The organism is Rhizobium oryzihabitans (assembly GCF_010669145.1).
Classification (GTDB): domain Bacteria; phylum Pseudomonadota; class Alphaproteobacteria; order Rhizobiales; family Rhizobiaceae; genus Agrobacterium; species Agrobacterium oryzihabitans.
In genome coordinates this window covers 1-21,024 of the sequence record NZ_CP048637.1, presented here as the reverse complement: position 1 = coordinate 21,024, position 21,024 = coordinate 1, and the positions used below count along the sequence as shown (strand labels likewise).

Genomic DNA, 21,024 nt, shown 5'->3' with positions numbered 1-21,024 from the left:
AATTAAGTAGACCTGAACATAGCGCATTCCTATCGTCCCCCTGTCGATTGATAAGGGTTCGCAACAAGTACCGATGCGAACTTAGGCCAATGGCGGGAACATCAGCTACAGAACGGCAAGAGCCGCTGTTGCCCTATCGCCCAAATCAGCTCTCGGCATGAGAACCGGGCTCTGCATCCGCTTGCAGGGGTCGGAACAAGATCTGTTCAAAATCCTGCGCTAAGGTCGAACGAACGGTGAACGTCACGCCGCTCGGAGGATTCGGCCGGGAAGCCGCAGGGGCCTGAAGCCTTCGGGCAACTGTTGTTCGGTGTCCCAGGAATAGATGCCGGTGAGATTTATGTGCTCCCAGCTGAGCGGTGAGATGTGCCTCAGCAGCTCGTCGGGAATATGCCGACCCCGCTGGCGCAAGTGTGCCGTCGCGCGACTGAGATAGACGGTGTTCCAATGAACGATGGCGCTGACCACGAGGTTTAGCCCCGAAGCACGGAACGCCTGGCTGTCAAAGGATCGATCCCGTATTTCGCCGCGCTCGTGGAAGAAGACAGCGCGTTTGAGCTTGTGGGCGGCTTCGCCCTTGTTGAGCCCGGCCTGGCAGCGCCGGCGCAAGGCCGGGTTTGAATACCATTCGATCATGAACAAGGTACGCTCAATACGGCCGAGCTCGCGCAAGGCTTTGGCGAGATCACTGGACTTTGACGATGAGCACCACTTCAGGATGGTCGATGGTGCAACGGTTCGTGTCGTGATCGATACGCCAAGACGCAAGAACTCGTCCCAATGCTCCAGGATGAGATCGGAATTGATCGGCACACCAATGTGTTTAGCCAGCTCCGGATAGGCATCCGCTTTCTCAAACGTATGGAATTTCCGGTCCTTGAGATTACGCATGCGAGGCGAGAAGCGCCTGTTGACGATGGGGAAAAGCCCGAAGAGCTGATCGCTGACACCGCCGGTGTCGGTGAACAGTTCCTCGATGTCGAGGATCGTGTCGTGGTCGAATAGGCCATCGAGCACATAGACGGCCTCGCTCTCGGTCGGGCTGATCGGCAGGATGCTGTAATAGCCGTATTGGTCAGAAAGCCCGCTGTAAAATTTCGATCCCGGTTCGCTGCCATAATGCAGGTTGATGTCACTGCGCTTGGCGGCCCTGTCGCTGGCGCGGAAGAATTGCCCATCAGACGACGCGGTCGTTCCGTCGCCCCAAATTTGCGAATGCGGATGCCGCGTGTGGGCATCGGTGACGCACGCCTGCGCGGCCCGATAGGTTTCCGAGCGGGCGTGGAAGCTGCGCATCCAGCCGATCTGGTGGGCGCTGATACCCTTGGAGGCTCCCGCCATACGCTTCGGGCCGAGATTGGTGCCATCCGCCAAAACGCCGGCCAGCATAGCGGCGATGTTTTGCGGCGCATCTCCCGTCCGGACATGGGTAAACTGGTCGGCAAATCCGGTCCATTCATGCACTTCCCTGAGAAGGTCCGGCACCTCGACCAGCGGATACATTTCCGTGATTTCGGCGTTGAGAGCTTCCGCCGCGGCGGGAACGTCGCTTGCATGTGGCGTCACGATCAGTGTGCCGTCTTCCATTCTGACGCCATCGAGCTTCCCGAAACGGGCTCGCCAAGCCAACCGTTTGAGGTTGACATCCATCATCTGGCGAACTTCCGCGAGCCAAGCCGCACCGTCGCTCGGGACACCGAGGCCGAGTTCATTTTCCTCCTTCAGGGCGACAAAGGCCGGCTTCGGCATGAGATGTTCGTCTATCGGCCGGAATGACCGGCTACCCTCGACCCAGACGTCTCGCGAATTCAGTCGGTCTCGCAAATGCGTAAGCGTCGCGATTTCGTAAAGCCGCCGATCCGGTTTTCCATCCTCGAAGATCAACTTTTTCTCGGTCGCTCCCAGATGGCCGACGGGCACGCGATCCGGCAAGATGCGACGCCCTTCCACATAAAGCATTTTCAGAGTCGCGATCGCCGCGAGCAGCGGATCGTGTCGGCGACGCGAGTGGAACGTGAACGCCTGAAGGAAGGCTCCTGCGAACTTGCGGATATTCCCATGTTGCTCAGCGGCCAGCACCAAAGGCGAAGCGTCGCTGCTTTCCACCATCGCCTCGAGACCAGGCTTGATCTGCAGCAGCCTATGCCAACCGACTTTCCGATTTACCATCTCGATCGCGTCTTCGTCGGCATCATTGGCGGCCTGCAGCGCCAAAATCGTATCAAGGAATAGTCGCAGTGCCTTGGATGTTTCCACGCGGGTGTTCATGTGGCGCTGCTTTTTCCGGTTGTTGACCTGAGAGAACAGCCGGCCCATCAGCTTGATGAACATCATCACCGCGTCGTCGGTAAGCTTCTGGCCGACTTTAATGACCTGCGCAACGATTGTCGCGCGGCGACGGTTGGCGCTGAAGTCACTGGCAAGCCAGGCTGGCGTTGCCTCCCCCTCACGGATCATCTGGTCCCATCTCCCGGAAGGAATGCGAGCCTGTAAACGGGGATCAATCCCCAGCGAGCGCACGAAGGCGATACGCTCCGTCAAGCCGACCAGGTTCCCCGCTCCCGGTGCGTCTGGAGCAGAACGCAGCCAATGATAGCGCGTCTGTCCGATCGCCGGATCAACGCCTAACAGGGCATCTAGGGTTTCGAGCTTTTCCGAATCGAGATCCGAGATCAGCGCGCGCTCAGCGCGACGGCGTGCAATGGCACGCGCTGCCAAGCCCATGCGTTCCATCATGTTCACCGCCGGCAGGAGAACCCGGCGCTCCCGGTACGCGGTAATGATCGCTTTTGCGATCGGCGCTCCCTTATCTGTTGTTGAGGCGGCCTCGATGGCTGCCAGCAACGCCGCACGACGATCATCTGCGGCCGGTGTCCTCATTTCCAGATAACCGAGCAGATGCGCGACGTGGTTCATGCGCGTCTCTTCACGACGGGCATACCACTCGAATGAAGCAGGGTCGGCGCCGATTTGCTCAGCAACATAGTGGAGCATCGCCTTTGGGAGTGCTTCGTTGGCCATGAGCGCGCGGCCGGGATAGCGCATCAGGCAGAGCTGCACCGCAAAGCCAAGCCGATTATGCTCGCGTCGGCGAATCTCGATTTCAAGTCGATCGGCCGGCGATAGGGAATAATGGCGGATCAGGCTGTCTTCGTCGGTTGGAACGTCGAAAAGCTCCTGTCGATCCTGAGGCTTGAGAAGGGTCCGCCGGGCCACCGTTTTACTCCTTACAACATACGCTGGTGGCCAATCCTCTGTACGGAAACGGTCGATTTCGTACAGGGGCAAAACAGCCTGTCCACAAATTATCTTGACATGCTTTTGAACAGGCGGGATATTTCGGACATCCTATTCGGACGAAATTCGACCTATGCCACGCACCTTTGCCTATGTCCGCGTCTCCACGATCGGGCAAACCACCGAAAACCAGATTCAGGAAATCGAAGCCGCCGGCTTTCAGGTCGAGCCGCGCCGGATCGTCACCGAGACGATTTCCGGCAGCACCGCCATTGCGCAGCGCCGCGGCTTTTCCCGGCTTATGGACAAGCTGGAGTCCGGCGACGTTCTAATCGTGACTAAGCTTGATCGCCTCGGCCGCGATGCGATCGACGTCAGCACCACGGTTAAGGCTCTGGCCGAAATGGGCGTGCGCGTCTATTGCCTTGCGCTCGGCGGCGCAGATCTCACCAGCTCGGCCGGCACGATGACCATGACCGTGCTCAACGCCGTCGCCCAGTTCGAGCGCGATTTGCTGATCGAGCGGACGCAATCCGGTCTCAAGCGCGCCAAATCGGAAGGAAAGGCCCTCGGCCGCCCCTCGACGCTCAGCGACAAACAGAAGCAGGATGTGCGCGACGATCTCGCAACTGGGATGAGCGTTTCAGCGATCGCCAGGAAATTCATGACCAGTCGTCAAACCATTATGCGGGTTCGAGACGAGGGTTCACGATCCGTTCGACCTTAGCGCAGGATTTTGAACAGATCTTGTTCCGACCCCTTGCAGGGCGCTCGCGATATTCACAGGGGAACGCAATGAAAATGATCAAGCTTCTCACGGCCGGCGCATTTGCTGGTCTCGCTCTTACCGCAGGTCACGCATCGGCCTCCGTCCTCGATACGGTGAAGGAACGCGGTACGCTGAACTGCGGCACGGACAACACGGCGCCCGGCTTCGGTTACCTCAACACGACGACCGGCCAGATGGAAGGTCTCGACGTCGATTTCTGCCGCGCCGTCGCGGCCGCCGTTCTCGGCGATGCCTCGAAGGTCAAGTTCGTCACCGTCACGGACAAGAGCCGCTTCGACGCAGTGCTCACCAACCAGGTCGACGTCGTCTTCGCGCACACGACCATCAAGCCGGCGCGCGAATCCTCGATCGCCATCGATTTCCTGCCGATCAACTTCTACGATGGCACGGGCATCATGGTGAAGACGGATTCCGGCGTCAAGGAATTCGCCGATCTCGACGGCGCCACCTTCTGCACGACGCAGGGCTCCGTGACCGAGACGGTCCTAACCAGCGCCTTCAAGGCACGCGGCTGGGAAGGCTCTAAGGTTCTGACCTACGAAAACCTCGAAAAGCTTTTCGCCGCCCTCAATTCCGGCCGCTGCAACGCGATGAGCACCGACAAGTCCGCGCTCGCCGCCTGGGCCGGCAATTCGCCGAAGCCCGACGACTACCTAATCCTGCCCGACACGCTCGACAAGTCGCCCTTCGGCGGCTTCGTCGCGGCGAACGATTCCAAGTGGCGCAACGCGCTGCGCTGGATCACCTACGGTCTCTTCCAGGCTGAAGAATCCGAGATTACCCAGGCAAATCTCGAGGAGAAGCTGAAGAGCGAAGATCCCTTCGTCCAGAAGTTCCTCGGCGTCGGCGGCGGCTATGGCAAGGACTTCGGCCTTCCGGACGACTTCGTCGCGCAGGCGATCAAGGCTACCGGCAACTACGGCGAGATCTACGACCGTAACCTCGGGCCGAACACCAAGATGTTCCTCGACCGCAAGGGCACGCCGAACGCCCAGTGGTCGCAGGGTGGCTCGATCTACTCGCCGCTCTGGAACTGATCTTCCCCATGACCGGACCGGGGCGGCACGCCGCCCCAGTCCCTTCCTCGGTTCTGGTATCTCGACATGACTGTGCACCAAGCGAACGCGCCCGGAAATGCGGCTGACGATGACGTTCTGGCCCGCCGCCGGCGCAACCGGATACGGTACGACGCCACCCAGTTCGCCATCATCGCGGCTGCTGTCGTCCTGGTGGTCCTCTTTGCCTATGCGGTAAAGGAAGGGCTTGCCCGTCACGGGATCAAATTCAGCTTCTCGTTCCTCTGGGATGCCGCCGGCTTCGACATCAGCGAAGGCAAGACCTTCGTCTTCGACGGCGGCTTCTGGCCGGCCTTCACGGATTTCACGTCGGACCGCCTGATCGCGCAGGCCTTCGTCGCAGGCATATTCAACACGATCAAGGTCGCCGTCCTCGCCATCGTGCTCAGCACCGTGCTCGGTACGATGCTCGGCGTCGGCCGGCTCTCGACGAACTGGGTGGTGCGCAATCTCTCCTTCTGGTGCGTGGAGTTCGTGCGCAACACGCCGCTCCTGATCCAGCTCGTCTTCTGGTACTTCGCCGTTGTCCTGCATTTCCCGCCGATCGCCGCCGCCGCCAAGTTCTATGGCGTCGTGATCAGCCAGCAGGGCCTCTATTTCCCCGTGCCCACCTGGCAGGGAGGGGATTCGACGCTCGCCATCGGAACCGCGACCGCATTCTGGGTTGCGCTCCTCGGCCTGATTTTCGACCGCCACAAGTCTGTCCGCTGGATCTGCGCCGGCGCGGTAGTCTTGCTTGCCGGCATCATGTTCTCGACCGGCATCCTGGGCCTCGACGTGCCCGTCGCCTCGAAGTTCCAGGCGCGCGGCGGCTCGAGCATGAGCCCTGAAATGGCCGCGCTCCTCCTCGCCATCGTCGTCAACAGTGCTTCCTACATCGCGGAGATCGTGCGCGGCGCCATCGACGCGTTGCCGAAGGGGCAATGGGAGGCCGCGGCCTCGCTCAGCCTGACAAGCCGGGACGCGGTCAACGATATCATCCTGCCGCAGGTTTTCCGCGTCGTGCTGCCGTCCTTCGGCAACCAGTATATCAGCCTGGCGAAGAACACGGCGCTGGGCATCGCCATCGGCTATCCCGAACTCTTCAACATCTACGGCACCATTGCCAACCAGACCGGTCACAGCCTCGAAGGCATCGTGATCGTGATGATGTCCTATCTGATCCTCAGCTGGGCCATAAGCGCCGCCGTCGGCTGGGCCGACCGCCGCATGACCAAACGTGGAGCCTCGCGATGATCGCCAATTCCCTGAAATGGTCGCGGTACAACCTGTTCGGCAAACCGTTCGACGCCCTTCTGTCTCTTACGGTCATCCCCGGTGTTCTCTGGCTCATCTGGCAGATCGTCCGCTGGGCATTGACGGTAGCGCAATGGGATATCATTCCGCGGAGCCAGCGCGTGCTCATGATCGGTATCTTCCCAGCCGATCAGGCATGGCGCGCTTGGGTCGCGATCATGATCGTCGCTGCCATGGTTGGTGCGGGGCTCGGATGCGTGTTCGCATTCAGGAAATATCACGCTGTCGCTACGTTTTCGCAGTTGAGGACTGCACACGCTTGAACCACGGCCATACCTTCATCCCTCGTGTCGTTCATTATGTTCGCGAATCCGGTTTCACGGTCGCTTCTCGCAATGACCGCTTCGAAATGCTCCGGCTGAAGAATGAACGGCTCTGCTGCAAACTGCTGCGGCTTTTTGGGCAGCAAACCGGCGCTGTTAAGGGCTTCCATCGCGCGGGCGCTCAAAGGGCTGACTTGAGCCTGATCGACTGCTGCCAAGCTGTTCTCGTAGGGAACGAAAGCCCCGCCGATACCTACATTCCACGTCTCGATGACATCCAGCCATGAAATAGGAAGGATAAAGACGCCTCCCTGCGGAAAGCGATCTAGGATGACGTTGAGATGCGCCAGTTGCGGCGGCGTTGCACCTGGCTCCCAACAAAGGGCAATGCGACGGGTTGACTTGTAGTGATCGAGATAACCCGCGTCCTTTGCATCGGTTTTCTGCCAAGGAGCTTCGAAAGCAACGAGCGGGAAGGGGAGCTTCAGGAGGTCTATGTGCGCTTGCGATACGTGCAGCGGATCAAGCAGCTCTGCGCAGTTGGGCAGGATAAATTTCACTGATCTGCGAAGCATATCGCTGACGATGCGGATCGCGTTGATGGACTGAACAAAATGCGGGGGGAGACGCTGTACGACCTCTTTCATGCTCTCAATCGCATGGGCGCTATAGTTCAGCGCCGTAAAGTTCTCGCCTGTCTCCATTTCTAGTCTCCTTGCCCGTAGATCACTTCCAGAAGACCACGGGCATCCGCGTCTTCAATTGCTTTCAAAGCCGCCGCATGTCCGGCGACATTTTCACGTTCTCGTGCGAAGCGCGCTTCAACATCGCGCTTGAGAGTTTGGATCAGCTCGTGCTTCTCGGCGGTAGGAAAGACGGCATAGTGCTCAGCGGCCGCGAAGGCGACGTGCGGGATCGTAAACTCGTCAAGCGTCGGTTCATCTACATGATCCGAAGGCATGGGATCAGACCTTCACAACATATTCGGGCTTGATGGGAATGCCTGTTTCCATATTGACGCAGCAAGGCGGGATGGGGATCATGCGGCCATCAGCCAGATGGCGAATATGACCTCTTCGCCAGTGTGGTTTGACGGTCCAGCCGCCCTCTCCCTTCCGGTTTTGTGATGCCTGTTGGCTGGCGCGAACATCGATCACGATCATTGGGCCAATAGGCGGCTTTTTCTTCTGCAAGCGCTGCTTGTTCAAGCGCGCCGGGGCAGGCTCTTCCCGGCGGATGGCTTGCGGAGTGGCAAGGGCGCCGATCAGCGCCGCTGACACACCAAAGCCCGTGTCCACGAGCAGTTGCGTCGAATCGTTGTCGGCGTGGCTGACAAGGACGTGCTTGTGATCGCCGCAAACTCTCTGTCCGACTTGATTCAGGAAGACCAAGCCATTGCGGCGATGATTTTCGAACATGACGCGCACGGAAAGCGAGACGAGCTTTCCATCGATAGGGCTCATATTTTTCTCACAGAGAGCCGCCATATGGACGTGCTCATCGAGCACCTTCTGCACCCACGAGACCCAAAAAACATCGTGAGGGATAGGAGCAACTTCCGCGTCCCATAGCTCGTTGGCAAAGTCTATGAATGTTTGGAGGGTATCGTCTTTGGGGTCTGCATCGAGAAAGCTGAAGGTAAATTCGGCGGCGCTGGCGGCGCACGCCTCAACATGCCGGGCCATCTCATCGATCTCATTGGCCTTCCATGGCTCCATTGAGCGGTAGTGGCCGGATTTCAGGTGTTCGAGGGCTGTGTGCAATCGCATTGATGGATCTCCGGTTTACGACTGACACCATTGGTTTCGATCACGGTATCCTCCGCGATAGGCATGGCCGAGGCCGAGCTTGATCATCTGGTCTGCAATGTCTCCATGCTGCGTCATCACCTGCGTCAACACGCGGCCATAGCGATCTTCGCCTTGATCTCGGTATTGGATGCCGGGCGTGCTCATGAGACGCTGAAGCTGTTGGGTAGCGCGATCCGCAAGCGCTCGCTCCTGACCGCAACGAGCGCCTTCGCCAGCTTCTGGTGCGTCATAACCGACGATCCGGTACTTAATGCCGTCCCGCCAGAACGTGTCTCCATCGACGATGCAGGTTATCCGCTTGCCCGTAGTGCAGATCGGCCATTGATCCTGTGCTGTTGCGGGTAATGAGGTGGTGAGTGCTGCGAGAGCAGCGATTCCAGCTCTGATATGCAATTCTTGCTCCCTTCAATTGTCCTCAGCTTCGCGCTCTTCGGCTGCTGCCTCGATCTTTTTCGCCAACTGTTTTTTTACCCGGCGTGTCGCGCCGGCATCTTTTTGATCGGGAGGTAGTATTTCATGTAGGAAGAGGCCGTTTCGATATCCTTCTCAGTGTGGCCGAGCGCTTCTGCGAAGAATGCGGCTTTCGTCTTCGACTTAGGCCGGAAAAACTGGTCCGCGATTTCCGCGTACAGTGCGCGAACGTTATGCGCCTTGATTTTCTTGGCTTCGATCACGTTCGGCGTGTCTTCGAGCGAGACTTTTGGCCAGAGTTTTTCGAGGATTTCGTCACGGACGGCGGGAAGGATGCACTTGGGGTTCGGAGCGCGCAGCAAGTCTGCTTTGAATTCGTCGCTCGTCATCTCGCGCCATATCTGGCCACTTTCACTGTAGCGGAGCACCATCCAAGCAAAAATGACATCTCGCGCTTTTGTCAGCACGGGGATCGGAAACGACTGGTCGAATTGCGTCCCCTCGTTTCCACGAGTCTTTGCCTGTCCGGAGAATAGGACGCGCCACGTCTCGTAGCCACGGCCACGGGTATGTTCTGTGTTCGTGGTCGGGTCTGCCATAATCGGCAGGGGCGAGAAGACGCCTTGGCAGAAGATTTCGAAAGGGCGACGGCCGGTCAGGATACCGAGAGCCACGCCGATCTCGACGGCGCGTGTTCTCGATATATCAGAGGCCGTTTCACGAGCTGCTTGTTCCAAGGCGCTCCAAGAGGCGTCTGTGGCCGGAATAAGCTCCTTTGCGCGATCTAGGATATCCTGCCAGTGTGGCATAGGCACCAAGTCGCGGTGTTGCTCAACAATTGCATCTCGATATTGGATGGATCGGGCCTTTTGGGCATCTTCGGGTGGTCTGACGATGGAAAGCGTTAGTTCATCATCCAGTCCGCGTCTGCGAAGCTCGTTGCGATAGGCGGCGGTTGTCGTCAGAACGGTGTTGCTCTTGAGGGTTTGCAGCATTTCGTCCAGCTCCGACTTCCAGAGCTTCCCGAGGCCGCGCTTATAGACGGCGCTGGCCTGCTTTTCGGTCTTGCCCTCTGCGAGCGAACGATCGTGCTCTTCTTTGAGCGTTTGAGCTGCTGTGCCAAACAGATCAATACTATCGGCGCGGGTCGCCTTGCGCCCGCCAGCGCCGCGAGATTCAACCGTGCGGAGTGGATCGTCAGAGCGGTCGAGGACCTTAACGAAGTGCAGCGCCGGGTGATTGTCACCGTAGGCTTCACGAATTGCATTGCGGTAGCGCGAGGCATAGATGTTGCGCGTCGATACGGACTTGTCCGCAAACGTCTCCATTCCTTTTCCCAAAGGTCGGCGTAATCATCGGCGTCGGCTGTCAGGTTTGCAACAAATGTTGCAATGGCATCCTTGACCACCGGGCGACGGCCGGTCTTTGCACGCTGCTGTTCGTCGGCGTCGGTCTTCTTCGCGTTCATTGAACTTTCTCATTTCCTTGATGTGCGGTGATCATTGGCGAAGGCTTCATGAAGCCGCTCACTGCGGTTCGCTTTCATCGCTGACTGTGAAAACCACCGTTTCACCTTCGATAGTGTACGGCACCTTTTTGCTAAGGAGCTGATCGGCCGCGATTTCCGGCAGATTGTAGGTTTCCACGATGACCTTGCGCAGTTGGGGCCTGTCGTCTTCGAAATGATATCCATTAATCGCCCATGCGACGATTCCGGGCGTGTGAACGGCGGGGCTTGATCCGAGACGGTAGGTTGCCATTTGCGATCTCCTTGGATGACTATGGAGGCAGAATAAAATAAAAATATATGGTCGGCAACATAAAAAGTAAAAATAACGACTGTTTATTTTATTAAATTGAGGGAGCAAAGCCCGATTATGCCCTTGTAGCGCGTAGCGTCACATGCTACATAGGAGTATGATAATCGGCTTTCGACACAAGGGGCTTGAGACCCTTTACAAAACCGGCTCTGCCCGTGGGGTTCAAGCTGCTCATGCGCCGAAGCTGTCCCGTATCCTTGCTGCCTTAAATGCAGCGGCATCGCCTGCCGAACTGAACCAACCAGCCTACAAGCTACACCCCTTGAAAGGGACGCTGAAGGGGCATTGGTCGATATGGGTAAATGGCAACTGGAGGGTTACTTTCCGGTTTGTCGGAGCTGACGTGGAGTTGGTCGATTACGTGGATTATCATTGAAGGAGACATACAGTGATGAAGAACCATCCCCATCCGGGCGAGCTGCTTCGCGAGGATGTTTTGGTGCCTCTCGGCATTGAGGTGACTGACGCGGCGCAGCGCCTTGGAATTGCCCGGTCTACGCTCTCTCGGATCATCAACGGGAAGGCTGGCATTAGTCCTGATCTGGCGATCCGGCTTGAACGTGCTGGCGTCAGCACCGCACGGTTTTGGATGAATTTGCAGTTGAACTACGAACTGTCCAAGGCCGAAGCGCGGGATCAGCCGGAAGTGAGGCCATTGCAGTCGGCAGCGGCTTGAAAATCGGAATCGTTCGTTCATTGGATTTGGCACGCCCAAACGTTACCAGTCTTTGCAGGATATCGAGGGAACCAAGATGAACGTCGTTTTTGCAGCAATAAGCGCCAGCCTCTTTTTGGCAATGCCTGCGATGGCTCAAAAGAGCGAAGTGAAACGCTCTCAACCATTTCAGGCGCAGGAGCGTTGCGAGACCAGATTGCAGGGACCGGAGCAGGAGCTATGCGAGGTGGCACAAAAGGCGACCCATGCGCCTAGCGGAAACCAAGAGAGCAGCGGAAGACAATAAGGGCACAGCCAGGTCATCGGGGCCTAGCTGCAAGCGTACCAGCGTCCCGCGCCATCTCTTCTGCTGTACCCCATGCGTCTTCCCGGTCTTGAGTGTAGTATGCGATTGCCTCTGCCCTTTCACGCGAAAGGTTGGGGCGAGAGATGCGATATTCGCCCTCCCGCTTACTGATTGTCAGGCCGAGGGCGCGCACCGCGCCAAACAGGGCCTTGTCGTTTCGTGTGGGAACGTTGAGAGCATCGGCGATAATTTTGGCTACAGTCACCATGTGCATTCGATCTCCGGTTAGAATTCGTATGTTCGAGTGCCGTCCGGCAGCTCGCAGGCGATTTCCACGTGCAAGCTTTCGATCTCGTCCGTCTCGTAGTATTCGTCACGCCACTTGATCGCCGCTCCGTAGCTCTCAGCCGTGTGCACGTCGCATTCGCGCTCGTAGCCTGCGTTTTCCACCACAGTGTATCGCTTCTTCATATCAGCGTCCTTTCGGTGATGCTGCGGGCATCGAGGGGATCGTGCCGTAGGTGTACGTATCCAGCTTCTGGTTGGCGTGCTCGCGCTCGGCCTTGCGGATATCGCGACCATATCTGAGCGGATCAAAGTAGAACTCGATCTCAAGGCCAAGATCGCCATATGTGGCGACGTAGAACCGGGGCATTTCTACCCGGCGCTGTTTAGGCATTTTGTCATCTCATCGTTTCCTTGTGGCTGATTTGAAGGTGTGTTCGACGGTGATTTTGAGGAAGAGGGGGATGGAGATTTCGAGGGCGATTTTGGTAGAGCCGTTGGGTTTGAGCTTTGCGAGGATACGGGCGAAGGAAGCCTTGAGGCGTCGGCCGGTTGCGCGGCAGAACTGGAACGTCTGGAACATTTGCGGACCTTTCGTTAGGCATCAGCGCCATGTGAAGACTATAGGCTTGAGGCCGCAGGCGGTCAACATAAAAAGTAAAAATAACTGAAAATAATTTTACGAAATAGGCGATTAAGGGGCTTGCGTTTAGTAAAAATATCAGGCATATTGAGACCATGAAGAGCGGGAAAGCGGGTTCCACCATGACGACGACGAGAAAAGTAAAAAAAAGCGAGAAAAGTAAAAATAATTGTTGACCTGAGCGCAGAAAACGGCCATAGTAGGATTGGAAAAGGCTCCGATATTGGCTGAACGCGCAAGAAAAGTAAAAAAATCGCGATATGGGCGATAAAAAGTAAAAATAATGCTTGCGATTAGTAAAAATAGCTGGTAATATAGTAAAATTATGCGGGTGAAAGGACACAGGCGGCGCGTTTAATATAAAACTACACCGGTGTAGTTTTATATTAAACGCGCCGCCTGTGTCCCTTTCACCCGCATAATTTTACTATATTACCAGCTATTTTTACTAATCGCAAGCATTATTTTTACTTTTTATCGCCCATATCGCGATTTTTTTACTTTTCTTGCGCGTTCAGCCAATATCGGAGCCTTTTCCAATCCTACTATGGCCGTTTTCTGCGCTCAGGTCAACAATTATTTTTACTTTTCTCGCTTTTTTTACTTTTCTCGTCGTCGTCATGGTGGAACCGCTTTCCCGCTCTTCATGGTCTCAATATGCCTGATATTTTTACTAAACGCAAGCCCCTTAATCGCCTATTTCGTAAAATTATTTTCAGTTATTTTTACTTTTTATGTTGACCGCCTGCGGCCTCAAGCCTATAGTCTTCACATGGCGCTGATGCCTAACGAAAGGTCCGCAAATGTTCCAGACGTTCCAGTTCTGCCGCGCAACCGGCCGACGCCTCAAGGCTTCCTTCGCCGTATCCTCGCAAAGCTCAAACCCAACGGCTCTACCAAAATCGCCCTCGAAATCTCCATCCCCCTCTTCCTCAAAATCACCGTCGAACACACCTTCAAATCAGCCACAAGGAAACGATGAGATGACAAAATGCCTAAACAGCGCCGGGGTAGAAATGCCCCGGTTCTACGTCGCCACATATGGCGATCTTGGCCTTGAGATCGAGTTCTACTTTGATCCGCTCAGATATGGTCGCGATATCCGCAAGGCCGAGCGCGAGCACGCCAACCAGAAGCTGGATACGTACACCTACGGCACGATCCCTCGATGCCCGCAGCATCACCGAAAGGACGCTGATATGAAGAAGCGATACACTGTGGTGGAAAACGCAGGCTACGAGCGCGAATGCGACGTGCACACGGCTGAGAGCTACGGAGCGGCGATCAAGTGGCGTGACGAATACTACGAGACGGACGAGATCGAAAGCTTGCACGTGGAAATCGCCTGCGAGCTGCCGGACGGCACTCGAACATACGAATTCTAACCGGAGATCGAATGCACATGGTGACTGTAGCCAAAATTATCGCCGATGCTCTCAACGTTCCCACACGAAACGACAAGGCCCTGTTTGGCGCGGTGCGCGCCCTCGGCCTGACAATCAGTAAGCGGGAGGGCGAATATCGCATCTCTCGCCCCAACCTTTCGCGTGAAAGGGCAGAGGCAATCGCATACTACACTCAAGACCGGGAAGACGCATGGGGTACAGCAGAAGAGATGGCGCGGGACGCTGGTACGCTTGGCAGCTAGGCCCGATGACCTGGCTGTGCCCTTATTGTCTTCCGCTGCTCTCTTGGTTTCCGCTAGGCGCATGGGTCGCCTTTTGTGCCACCTCGCATAGCTCCTGCTCCGGTCCCTGCAATCTGGTCTCGCAACGCTCCTGCGCCTGAAATGGTTGAGAGCGTTTCACTTCGCTCTTTTGAGCCATCGCAGGCATTGCCAAAAAGAGGCTGGCGCTTATTGCTGCAAAAACGACGTTCATCTTGGTTCCCTCGATATCCTGCAAAGACTGGTAACGTTTGGGCGTGCCAAATCCAATGAACGAACGATTCCGATTTTCAAGCCGCTGCCGACTGCAATGGCCTCACTTCCGGCTGATCCCGCGCTTCGGCCTTGGACAGTTCGTAGTTCAACTGCAAATTCATCCAAAACCGTGCGGTGCTGACGCCAGCACGTTCAAGCCGGATCGCCAGATCAGGACTAATGCCAGCCTTCCCGTTGATGATCCGAGAGAGCGTAGACCGGGCAATTCCAAGGCGCTGCGCCGCGTCAGTCACCTCAATGCCGAGAGGCACCAAAACATCCTCGCGAAGCAGCTCGCCCGGATGGGGATGGTTCTTCATCACTGTATGTCTCCTTCAATGATAATCCACGTAATCGACCAACTCCACGTCAGCTCCGACAAACCGGAAAGTAACCTCCAGTTGCCATTTACCCATATCGACCAATGCCCCTTCAGCGTCCCTTTCAAGGGGTGTAGCTTGTAGGCTGGTTGGTTCAGTTCGGCAGGCGATGCCGCTGCATTTAAGGCAGCAAGGATACGGGACAGCTTCGGCGCATGAGCAGCTTGAACCCCACGGGCAGAGCCGGTTTTGTAAAGGGTCTCAAGCCCTTGTGTCGAAAGCCGATTATCATACTCCTATGTAGCATGTGACGCTACGCGCTACAAGGGCATAATCGGGCTTTGCTCCCTCAATTTAATAAAATAAACAGTCGTTATTTTTACTTTTTATGTTGCCGACCATATATTTTTATTTTATTCTGCCTCCATAGTCATCCAAGGAGATCGCAAATGGCAACCTACCGTCTCGGATCAAGCCCCGCCGTTCACACGCCCGGAATCGTCGCATGGGCGATTAATGGATATCATTTCGAAGACGACAGGCCCAACTGCGCAAGGTCATCGTGGAAAACCTACAATCTGCCGGAAATCGCGGCCGATCAGCTCCTTAGCAAAAAGGTGCCGTACACTATCGAAGGTGAAACGGTGGTTTTCACAGTCAGCGATGAAAGCGAACCGCAGTGAGCGGCTTCATGAAGCCTTCGCCAATGATCACCGCACATCAAGGAAATGAGAAAGTTCAATGAACGCGAAGAAGACCGACGCCGACGAACAGCAGCGTGCAAAGACCGGCCGTCGCCCGGTGGTCAAGGATGCCATTGCAACATTTGTTGCAAACCTGACAGCCGACGCCGATGATTACGCCGACCTTTGGGAAAAGGAATGGGAGACGTTTGCGGACAAGTCCGTATCGACGCGCAACATCTATGCCTCGCGCTACCGCAATGCAATTCGTGAAGCCTACGGTGACAATCACCCGGCGCTGCACTTCGTTAAGGTCCTCGACCGCTCTGACGATCCACTCCGCACGGTTGAAATCTCGCGGCGCTGGCGGGCGCAAGGCGACCCGCGCCGATAGTATTGATCTGTTTGGCACAGCAGCTCAAACGCTCAAAGAAGAGCACGATCGTTCGCTCGCAGAGGGCAAGACCGAAAAGCAGGCCAGCGCCGTCTATAAGCGCGGCCTCGGGAAGCTCTGGAAGTCGGAGCTGGACGAAATGCTGCAAACCCTCAAGAGCAACACCGTTCTGACGACAACCGCCGCCTATCGCAACGAGCTTCGCAGACGCGGACTGGATGATGAACTAACGCTTTCCATCGTCAGACCACCGAAGATGCCCAAAAGGCCCGATCCATCCAATATCGAGATGCAATTGTTGAGCAACACCGCGACTTGGTGCCTATGCCACACTGGCAGGATATCCTAGATCGCGCAAAGGAGCTTATTCCGGCCACAGACGCCTCTTGGAGCGCCTTGGAACAAGCAGCTCGTGAAAACGGCCTCTGATATATCGAGAACACGCGCCGTCGAGATCGGCGTGGCTCTCGGTATCCTGACCGGCCGTCGCCCTTTCGAAATCTTCTGCCAAGGCGTCTTCTCGCCCCTGCCGATTATGGCAGACCCGACCACGAACACAGAACATACCCGTGGCCGTGGCTACGAGACGTGGCGCGTCCTATTCTCCGGACAGGCAAAGACTCGTGGAAACGAGGGACGCAATTCGACCAGTCGTTTCCGATCCCCGTGCTGACAAAAGCGCGAGATGTCATTTTTGCTTGGATGGTGCTCCGCTACAGTGAAAGTGGCCAGATATGGCGCGAGATGACGAGCGACGAATTCAAAGCAGACTTGCTGCGCGCTCCGAACCCCAAGTGCATCCTTCCCGCCGTCCGTGACGAAATCCTCGAAAAACTCTGCCAAAAGTCTCGCTCGAAGACACGCCGAACGTGATCGAAGCCAAGAAAATCAAGGCGCATAACGTTCGCGCACTGTACGCGGAAATCGCGGACCAGTTTTTCCGGCCTAAGTCGAAGACGAAAGCCGCATTCTTCGCAGAAGCGCTCGGCCACACTGAGAAGGATATCGAAACGGCCTCTTCCTACATGAAATACTACCTCCCGATCAAAAAGATGCGGCGCGACACGCCGGGTAAAAAAACAGTTGGCGAAAAAGATCGAGGCAGCAGCCGAAGAGCGCGAAGCTGAGGACAATTGAAGGGAGCAAGAATTGCATATCAGAGCTGGAATCGCTGCTCTCGCAGCACTCACCACCTCATTACCCGCAACAGCACAGGATCAATGGCCGATCTGCACTACGGGCAAGCGGATAACCTGCATCGTCGATGGAGACACGTTCTGGCGGGACGGCATTAAGTACCGGATCGTCGGTTATGACGCACCAGAAGCTGGCGAAGGCGCTCGTTGCGTCAGGAGCGAGCGCTTGCGGATCGCGCTACCCAACAGCTTCAGCGTCTCATGAGCACGCCCGGCATCCAATACCGAGATCAAGCGAAGATCGCTATGGCGCGTGTTGACGCAGGTGATGACGCAGCATGGAGACATTGCAGACCAGATGATCAAGCTCGGCCTCGGCCATGCCTATCGCGGAGGATACCGTGATCGAAACCAATGGTGTCAGTCGTAAACCGGAGATCCATCAATGCGATTGCACACAGCCTCGAACACCTGAAATCCGCCACTACCGCTCAATGGAGCCATGGAAGGCCAATGAGATCGATGAGATGGCCGGCATGTTGAGGCGTGCGCCGCCAGCGCCGCCGAATTTACCTTCAGCTTTCTCGATGCAGACCCCAAAGACGATACCCTCCAAACATTCATAGACTTTGCCAACGAGCTATGGACGCGGAAGTTGCTCCTATCCCTCACGATGTTTTTTGGTCTCGTGGGTGCAGAAGGTGCTCGATGAGCACGTCCATATGGCGGCTCTCTGTGAGAAAAATATGAGCCCTATCGATGGAAAGCTCGTCTCGCTTTCCGTGCGCGTCATGTTCGAAAATCATCGCCGCAATGGCTTGGTCTTCCTGAATCAAGTCGGACAGAGAGTTTGCGGCGATCACAAGCACGTCCTTGTCAGCCACGCCGACAACGATTCGACGCAACTGCTCGTGGACACGGGCTTTGGTGTGTCAGCGGCGCTGATCGGCGCCCTTGCCACTCCGCAAGCCATCCGCCGGGAAGAGCCTGCCCCGGCGCGCTTGAACAAGCAGCGCTTGCAGAAGAAAAAGCCGCCTATTGGCCAATGATCGTGATCGATGTTCGCGCCAGCCAACAGGCATCACAAAACCGGAAGGGAGAGGGCGGCTGGACCGTCAAACCACACTGGCGAAGAGGTCATATTCGCCATCTGGCTGATGGCCGATGATCCCCATCCCGCTTGCTGCGTCAATATGGAAACAGGCATTCCCATCAAGCCGAATATGTTGTGAAGGTCTGATCCCATGCCTTCGGATCATGTAGATGAACCGACGCTTGACGAGTTTACGATCCCGCACGTCGCCTTCGCGGCCGCTGAGCACTATGCCGTCTTTCCTACCGCCGAGAAGCACGAGCTGATCCAAACTCTCAAGCGCGATGTTGAAGCGCGCTTCGCACGAGAACGTGAAAATGTCGCCGGACATGCGGCGGCTTTGAAAGCAATTGAAGACGCGGATGCCCGTGGTCTTCTGGAAGTGATCTACGGGCAAGGAGACTAGAAATGGAGACAGGCGAGAACTTTACGGCGCTGAACTATAGCGCCCATGCGATTGAGAGCATGAAAGAGGTCGTACAGCGTCTCCCCCGCATTTTGTTCAGTCCATCAACGCGATCCGCATCGTCAGCGATATGCTTCGCAGATCAGTGAAATTTATCCTGCCCAACTGCGCAGAGCTGCTTGATCCGCTGCACGTATCGCAAGCGCACATAGACCTCCTGAAGCTCCCCTTCCCGCTCGTTGCTTTCGAAGCTCCTTGGCAGAAAACCGATGCAAAGACGCGGGTTATCTCGATCACTACAAGTCAACCGTCGCATTGCCCTTTGTTGGGAGCCAGGTGCAACGCCGCCGCAACTGGCGCATCTCAACGTCATCCTAGATCGCTTTCCGCAGGGAGGCGTCTTTATCCTTCCTATTTCATGGCTGGATGTCATCGAGACGTGGAATGTAGGTATCGGCGGGGCTTTCGTTCCCTACGAGAACAGCTTGCAGCAGTCGATCAGGCTCAAGTCAGCCCTTTGAGCGCCCGCGCGATGGAAGCCCTTAACAGCGCCGGTTTGCTGCCCAAAAAAGCCGCAGCAGTTTGCAGCAGAGCCGTTCATTCTTCAGCCGGAGCATTTCGAAGCGGTCATTGCGAGAAGCGACCGTGAAACCGGATTCGCGAACATAATGAACGACACGAGGATGAAGGTATGGCCGTGTTCAAGCGTGTGCAGTCCTCAACTGCGAAAACGTAGCGACAGCGTGATATTTCCTGAATGCGAACACGCATCCGAGCCCGCACCAACCATGCAGCGACGATCATGATCGCGACCCAAGCGCGCCATGCCTGATCGGCTGGGAAGATACCGATCATGAGCACGCGCTGGCTCCGCGGAATGATATCCCATTGCGCTACCGTCAATGCCCAGCGGACGATCTGCCAGATGAGCCAGAGAACACCGGGGATGACCGTAAGAGACAGAAGGGCGTCGAACGGTTTGCCGAACAGGTTGTACCGCGACCATTTCAGGAATTGGCGATCATCGCGAGCTCCACGTTTGGTCATGCGGCGGTCGGCCCAGCCGACGGCGGCGCTTATGGCCCAGCTGAGGATCAGATAGGACATCATCACGATCACGATGCCTTCGAGGCTGTGACCGGTCTGGTTGGCAATGGTGCCGTAATGTTGAAGAGTTCGGGATAGCCGATGGCGATGCCCAGCGCCGTGTTCTTCGCCAGGCTGATATACTGGTTGCCGAAGGACGGCAGCACGACGCGGAAAACCTGCGCAGGATGATATCGTTGACCGCGTCCCGGCTTGTCAGGCTGAGCGAGGCCGCGCCTCCCATTGCCCCTTCGGCAACGCGTCGATGGCGCCGCGCACGATCTCCGCGATGTAGGAAGCACTGTTGACGACGATGGCGAGGAGGAGCGCGCCATTTCAGGCTCATGCTCGAGCCGCCGCGCGCCTGGAACTTCGAGGCGACGGCACGTCGAGGCCCAGGATGCCGGTCGAGAACATGATGCCGGCAAGCAAGACTACCGCGCCGGCGCAGATCCAGCGGACAGACTTGTGCGGTCGAAAATCAGGCCGAGGAGCGCAACCCAGAATGCGGTCGCGGTTCCGATGGCGAGCGTCGAATCCCCTCCCTGCCAGGTGGGCACGGGAAAATAGAGGCCCTGCTGGCTGATCACGACGCCATAGAACTTGGCGCGGCGGCGATCGGCGGGAAATGCAGGACAACGGCGAAGTACCAGAAGACGAGCTGGATCAGGAGCGGCGTGTTGCGCACGAACTCCACGCACCAGAAGGAGAGATTGCGCACCACCCAGTTCGTCGAGAGCCGGCCGACGCCGAGCATCGTACCGAGCACGGTGCTGAGCACGATGGCGAGGACGGCGACCTTGATCGTGTGAATATGCCTGCGACGAAGGCCTGCGCGATCAGGCGGTCCGACGTGAAATCCGTGAAGGCCGGCCAGAAGCGCCGTCGAAGACGAAGGTCTTCCTTCGCTGATGTCGAAGCCGGCGGCATCCCAGAGGAACGAGAAGCTGAATTTGATCCCGTGACGGGCAAGCCCTTCCTTTACCGCATAGGCAAAGAGGACCACCAGGACGACAGCAGCCGCGATGATGCGAACTGGGTGGCGTCGTACCGTATCCGGTTGCGCCGCGGCGGCCAGAACGTCATCGTCAGCCGCATTCCGGGCGCGTTCGCTTGGTGCACAGTCATGTCGAGATACCAGAACCGAGGAAGGACTGGGGCGGCGTGCCGCCCCGGTCCGGTCATGGGGGAAGATCAGTTCCAGAGCGGCGAGTAGATCGAGCCACCCTGCGACCACTGGGCGTTCGGCGTGCCCTTGCGGTCGAGGAACATCTTGGTGTTCGGCCCGAGGTTACGGTCGTAGATCTCGCCGTAGTTGCCGGTAGCCTTGATCGCCCTGCGCGACGAAGTCGTCCGGAAGGCCGAAGTCCTTGCCATAGCCGCCGCCGACG

The 21,024-nt window shown here is 57.0% G+C and carries 33 protein-coding genes and 3 pseudogenes; 19 read left to right on the top strand and 17 right to left on the bottom strand.

All coding sequences use genetic code 11. The features are described 5' to 3' along the window. Nucleotides 1-243 precede the first annotated feature (243 nt). On the bottom strand, nucleotides 244-3,216 hold the full coding sequence (locus tag G3A56_RS25795; protein WP_130521458.1) for a Tn3 family transposase: 2,973 nt from the start codon (nucleotides 3,214-3,216) through the stop codon (nucleotides 244-246). 154 nt (nucleotides 3,217-3,370) lie between these two features. Here G3A56_RS25795 and G3A56_RS25790 point away from each other — a divergent pair, with 154 nt between their 5' ends. The 4 genes from G3A56_RS25790 (at nucleotide 3,371) to G3A56_RS25775 (ending at nucleotide 6,662) form a co-directional block, all read left to right on the top strand. Beyond that, the gene (locus G3A56_RS25790; protein ID WP_130521456.1) at nucleotides 3,371-3,964 is read left to right on the top strand and encodes a recombinase family protein; all 594 of its coding nucleotides are present in this window, start codon (nucleotides 3,371-3,373) and stop codon (nucleotides 3,962-3,964) included. A 68-nt stretch (nucleotides 3,965-4,032) separates the two neighbouring features. After that, entirely contained in the window at nucleotides 4,033-5,064 is a 1,032-nt protein-coding gene (locus G3A56_RS25785; RefSeq protein WP_130521524.1) for a transporter substrate-binding domain-containing protein, read from the top strand. A gap of 66 nt (nucleotides 5,065-5,130) precedes the next feature. Further along, nucleotides 5,131-6,339, top strand: coding sequence for an ABC transporter permease subunit (locus tag G3A56_RS25780; protein WP_130521522.1), 1,209 nt, complete (start codon nucleotides 5,131-5,133; stop codon nucleotides 6,337-6,339). Continuing rightward, complete coding sequence (locus G3A56_RS25775) at nucleotides 6,336-6,662, top strand: hypothetical protein (protein ID WP_245462439.1); 327 nt, start codon at nucleotides 6,336-6,338, stop codon at nucleotides 6,660-6,662. Before G3A56_RS25780 ends, G3A56_RS25775 begins: the two co-directional genes overlap by 4 nt. On the opposite strand, the gene G3A56_RS25770 is transcribed toward G3A56_RS25775, so the two are convergent. From G3A56_RS25770 to G3A56_RS25745, 6 genes are all read right to left on the bottom strand, one after another. After that, nucleotides 6,617-7,366 (bottom strand): hypothetical protein, encoded by a 750-nt coding sequence (locus G3A56_RS25770; protein WP_164056906.1) that lies wholly within the window; start codon nucleotides 7,364-7,366, stop codon nucleotides 6,617-6,619. The genes G3A56_RS25775 and G3A56_RS25770 overlap by 46 nt on opposite strands. 2 nt (nucleotides 7,367-7,368) lie before the next feature. Next, a complete protein-coding gene (locus tag G3A56_RS25765; RefSeq protein ID WP_130519815.1) occupies nucleotides 7,369-7,623 on the bottom strand; it encodes a hypothetical protein in 255 nt (84 codons plus the stop codon). Between the two features lie 4 nt (nucleotides 7,624-7,627). Then, nucleotides 7,628-8,431, bottom strand: coding sequence for an AcrVA2 family anti-CRISPR protein (locus G3A56_RS25760; protein WP_130519817.1), 804 nt, complete (start codon nucleotides 8,429-8,431; stop codon nucleotides 7,628-7,630). Nucleotides 8,432-8,446: 15 nt separating this feature from the next. Further along, on the bottom strand, nucleotides 8,447-8,866 hold the full coding sequence (locus tag G3A56_RS29710; protein WP_130519819.1) for a thermonuclease family protein: 420 nt from the start codon (nucleotides 8,864-8,866) through the stop codon (nucleotides 8,447-8,449). Between the two features lie 74 nt (nucleotides 8,867-8,940). Further along, nucleotides 8,941-10,212, bottom strand: a complete 1,272-nt coding sequence (locus G3A56_RS25750; RefSeq protein WP_164056905.1) for a protelomerase family protein — start codon at nucleotides 10,210-10,212, stop codon at nucleotides 8,941-8,943. A gap of 198 nt (nucleotides 10,213-10,410) precedes the next feature. Then, nucleotides 10,411-10,644, bottom strand: coding sequence for a hypothetical protein (locus G3A56_RS25745; RefSeq protein WP_130521491.1), 234 nt, complete (start codon nucleotides 10,642-10,644; stop codon nucleotides 10,411-10,413). Between the two features lie 157 nt (nucleotides 10,645-10,801). On the opposite strand from G3A56_RS25745, the gene G3A56_RS25740 reads away from it, so the two are divergent. From G3A56_RS25740 to G3A56_RS25730, 3 genes are all read left to right on the top strand, one after another. Further along, a complete protein-coding gene (locus tag G3A56_RS25740; RefSeq protein WP_130521493.1) occupies nucleotides 10,802-11,080 on the top strand; it encodes a type II toxin-antitoxin system RelE/ParE family toxin in 279 nt (92 codons plus the stop codon). A 12-nt stretch (nucleotides 11,081-11,092) separates the two neighbouring features. Continuing rightward, nucleotides 11,093-11,380 carry a HigA family addiction module antitoxin gene (locus tag G3A56_RS25735; protein WP_130521495.1) on the top strand — a complete coding sequence of 96 codons (288 nt, stop codon included), beginning with the start codon at nucleotides 11,093-11,095 and terminating at the stop codon, nucleotides 11,378-11,380. 76 nt (nucleotides 11,381-11,456) lie between these two features. After that, the gene (locus G3A56_RS25730) at nucleotides 11,457-11,666 is read left to right on the top strand and encodes a hypothetical protein (RefSeq protein ID WP_164056900.1); all 210 of its coding nucleotides are present in this window, start codon (nucleotides 11,457-11,459) and stop codon (nucleotides 11,664-11,666) included. Nucleotides 11,667-11,679: 13 nt separating this feature from the next. Here G3A56_RS25730 and G3A56_RS25725 read toward each other — a convergent pair whose 3' ends face one another. From G3A56_RS25725 to G3A56_RS25715, 3 genes are read right to left on the bottom strand one after another with little or no spacing between them, the layout of a single operon-like run. Further along, nucleotides 11,680-11,934 carry a hypothetical protein gene (locus tag G3A56_RS25725; RefSeq protein WP_164056904.1) on the bottom strand — a complete coding sequence of 85 codons (255 nt, stop codon included), beginning with the start codon at nucleotides 11,932-11,934 and terminating at the stop codon, nucleotides 11,680-11,682. 17 nt (nucleotides 11,935-11,951) lie between these two features. Beyond that, nucleotides 11,952-12,137: a hypothetical protein gene (locus G3A56_RS25720; protein ID WP_130521499.1), complete on the bottom strand. Its 186-nt coding sequence runs from the start codon at nucleotides 12,135-12,137 to the stop codon at nucleotides 11,952-11,954. 1 nt (nucleotide 12,138) lies between these two features. After that, entirely contained in the window at nucleotides 12,139-12,345 is a 207-nt protein-coding gene (locus G3A56_RS25715; protein WP_164056903.1) for a hypothetical protein, read from the bottom strand. 796 nt (nucleotides 12,346-13,141) lie between these two features. Here G3A56_RS25715 and G3A56_RS25710 point away from each other — a divergent pair. From G3A56_RS25710 to G3A56_RS25700, 3 genes are read left to right on the top strand one after another with little or no spacing between them, the layout of a single operon-like run. Next, nucleotides 13,142-13,576 carry a hypothetical protein gene (locus tag G3A56_RS25710; protein ID WP_164056902.1) on the top strand — a complete coding sequence of 145 codons (435 nt, stop codon included), beginning with the start codon at nucleotides 13,142-13,144 and terminating at the stop codon, nucleotides 13,574-13,576. 1 nt (nucleotide 13,577) lies between these two features. Continuing rightward, nucleotides 13,578-13,979 carry a hypothetical protein gene (locus G3A56_RS25705; RefSeq protein WP_164056901.1) on the top strand — a complete coding sequence of 134 codons (402 nt, stop codon included), beginning with the start codon at nucleotides 13,578-13,580 and terminating at the stop codon, nucleotides 13,977-13,979. A gap of 17 nt (nucleotides 13,980-13,996) precedes the next feature. Next, entirely contained in the window at nucleotides 13,997-14,242 is a 246-nt protein-coding gene (locus G3A56_RS25700) for a hypothetical protein (RefSeq protein ID WP_130521497.1), read from the top strand. Nucleotides 14,243-14,264: 22 nt separating this feature from the next. On the opposite strand, the gene G3A56_RS25695 is transcribed toward G3A56_RS25700, so the two are convergent. From G3A56_RS25695 to G3A56_RS25685, 3 genes and pseudogenes are all read right to left on the bottom strand, one after another. Next, nucleotides 14,265-14,474, bottom strand: a complete 210-nt coding sequence (locus tag G3A56_RS25695; RefSeq protein ID WP_164056900.1) for a hypothetical protein — start codon at nucleotides 14,472-14,474, stop codon at nucleotides 14,265-14,267. Between the two features lie 76 nt (nucleotides 14,475-14,550). Continuing rightward, nucleotides 14,551-14,838, bottom strand: coding sequence for a HigA family addiction module antitoxin (locus G3A56_RS25690; protein WP_130521495.1), 288 nt, complete (start codon nucleotides 14,836-14,838; stop codon nucleotides 14,551-14,553). Nucleotides 14,839-14,850: 12 nt separating this feature from the next. Beyond that, nucleotides 14,851-15,127, bottom strand: a pseudogene (locus G3A56_RS25685) (type II toxin-antitoxin system RelE/ParE family toxin). Between the two features lie 157 nt (nucleotides 15,128-15,284). On the opposite strand from G3A56_RS25685, the gene G3A56_RS25680 reads away from it, so the two are divergent. From G3A56_RS25680 to G3A56_RS25645, 9 genes and pseudogenes are all read left to right on the top strand, one after another. Continuing rightward, nucleotides 15,285-15,518 carry a hypothetical protein gene (locus G3A56_RS25680; RefSeq protein ID WP_164056899.1) on the top strand — a complete coding sequence of 78 codons (234 nt, stop codon included), beginning with the start codon at nucleotides 15,285-15,287 and terminating at the stop codon, nucleotides 15,516-15,518. Nucleotides 15,519-15,576: 58 nt separating this feature from the next. Beyond that, a complete protein-coding gene (locus G3A56_RS25675; protein ID WP_164056898.1) occupies nucleotides 15,577-15,912 on the top strand; it encodes a hypothetical protein in 336 nt (111 codons plus the stop codon). After that, nucleotides 15,866-16,261, top strand: coding sequence for a hypothetical protein (locus G3A56_RS25670; protein ID WP_164056897.1), 396 nt, complete (start codon nucleotides 15,866-15,868; stop codon nucleotides 16,259-16,261). The genes G3A56_RS25675 and G3A56_RS25670 overlap by 47 nt, the downstream gene beginning before the upstream one ends. A gap of 63 nt (nucleotides 16,262-16,324) precedes the next feature. Next, a pseudogene (locus G3A56_RS29705) lies at nucleotides 16,325-16,785 on the top strand (protelomerase family protein). Next, nucleotides 16,749-17,039, top strand: a complete 291-nt coding sequence (locus G3A56_RS25660) for a protelomerase family protein (protein ID WP_425503397.1) — start codon at nucleotides 16,749-16,751, stop codon at nucleotides 17,037-17,039. Before G3A56_RS29705 ends, G3A56_RS25660 begins: the two are co-directional and overlap by 37 nt. A gap of 701 nt (nucleotides 17,040-17,740) precedes the next feature. After that, on the top strand, nucleotides 17,741-18,097 hold the full coding sequence (locus G3A56_RS25655; RefSeq protein ID WP_164056894.1) for a hypothetical protein: 357 nt from the start codon (nucleotides 17,741-17,743) through the stop codon (nucleotides 18,095-18,097). After that, nucleotides 18,094-18,216, top strand: a complete 123-nt coding sequence (locus tag G3A56_RS29795; RefSeq protein ID WP_484573242.1) for an AcrVA2 family anti-CRISPR protein — start codon at nucleotides 18,094-18,096, stop codon at nucleotides 18,214-18,216. Before G3A56_RS25655 ends, G3A56_RS29795 begins: the two co-directional genes overlap by 4 nt. A 76-nt stretch (nucleotides 18,217-18,292) precedes the next feature. Further along, nucleotides 18,293-18,547, top strand: a complete 255-nt coding sequence (locus G3A56_RS25650) for a hypothetical protein (protein WP_130519815.1) — start codon at nucleotides 18,293-18,295, stop codon at nucleotides 18,545-18,547. A 269-nt stretch (nucleotides 18,548-18,816) separates the two neighbouring features. After that, nucleotides 18,817-19,068, top strand: coding sequence for a hypothetical protein (locus G3A56_RS25645; RefSeq protein WP_164056893.1), 252 nt, complete (start codon nucleotides 18,817-18,819; stop codon nucleotides 19,066-19,068). Nucleotides 19,069-19,174: 106 nt separating this feature from the next. On the opposite strand, the gene G3A56_RS29105 is transcribed toward G3A56_RS25645, so the two are convergent. From G3A56_RS29105 to G3A56_RS25625, 4 genes and pseudogenes are all read right to left on the bottom strand, one after another. Further along, nucleotides 19,175-19,666 carry a hypothetical protein gene (locus tag G3A56_RS29105; protein WP_246231451.1) on the bottom strand — a complete coding sequence of 164 codons (492 nt, stop codon included), beginning with the start codon at nucleotides 19,664-19,666 and terminating at the stop codon, nucleotides 19,175-19,177. Beyond that, complete coding sequence (locus tag G3A56_RS29100; RefSeq protein WP_164056892.1) at nucleotides 19,663-19,800, bottom strand: hypothetical protein; 138 nt, start codon at nucleotides 19,798-19,800, stop codon at nucleotides 19,663-19,665. The genes G3A56_RS29105 and G3A56_RS29100 overlap by 4 nt, the downstream gene beginning before the upstream one ends. Before the next feature lie 419 nt (nucleotides 19,801-20,219). Continuing rightward, on the bottom strand, nucleotides 20,220-20,870 hold the full coding sequence (locus G3A56_RS29095; RefSeq protein ID WP_164056891.1) for an ABC transporter permease subunit: 651 nt from the start codon (nucleotides 20,868-20,870) through the stop codon (nucleotides 20,220-20,222). Continuing rightward, nucleotides 20,828-21,024 (bottom strand): annotated as a pseudogene (locus G3A56_RS25625) (amino acid ABC transporter substrate-binding protein); the annotation flags it as partial. The gene G3A56_RS29095 and the pseudogene G3A56_RS25625, both read right to left, overlap by 43 nt.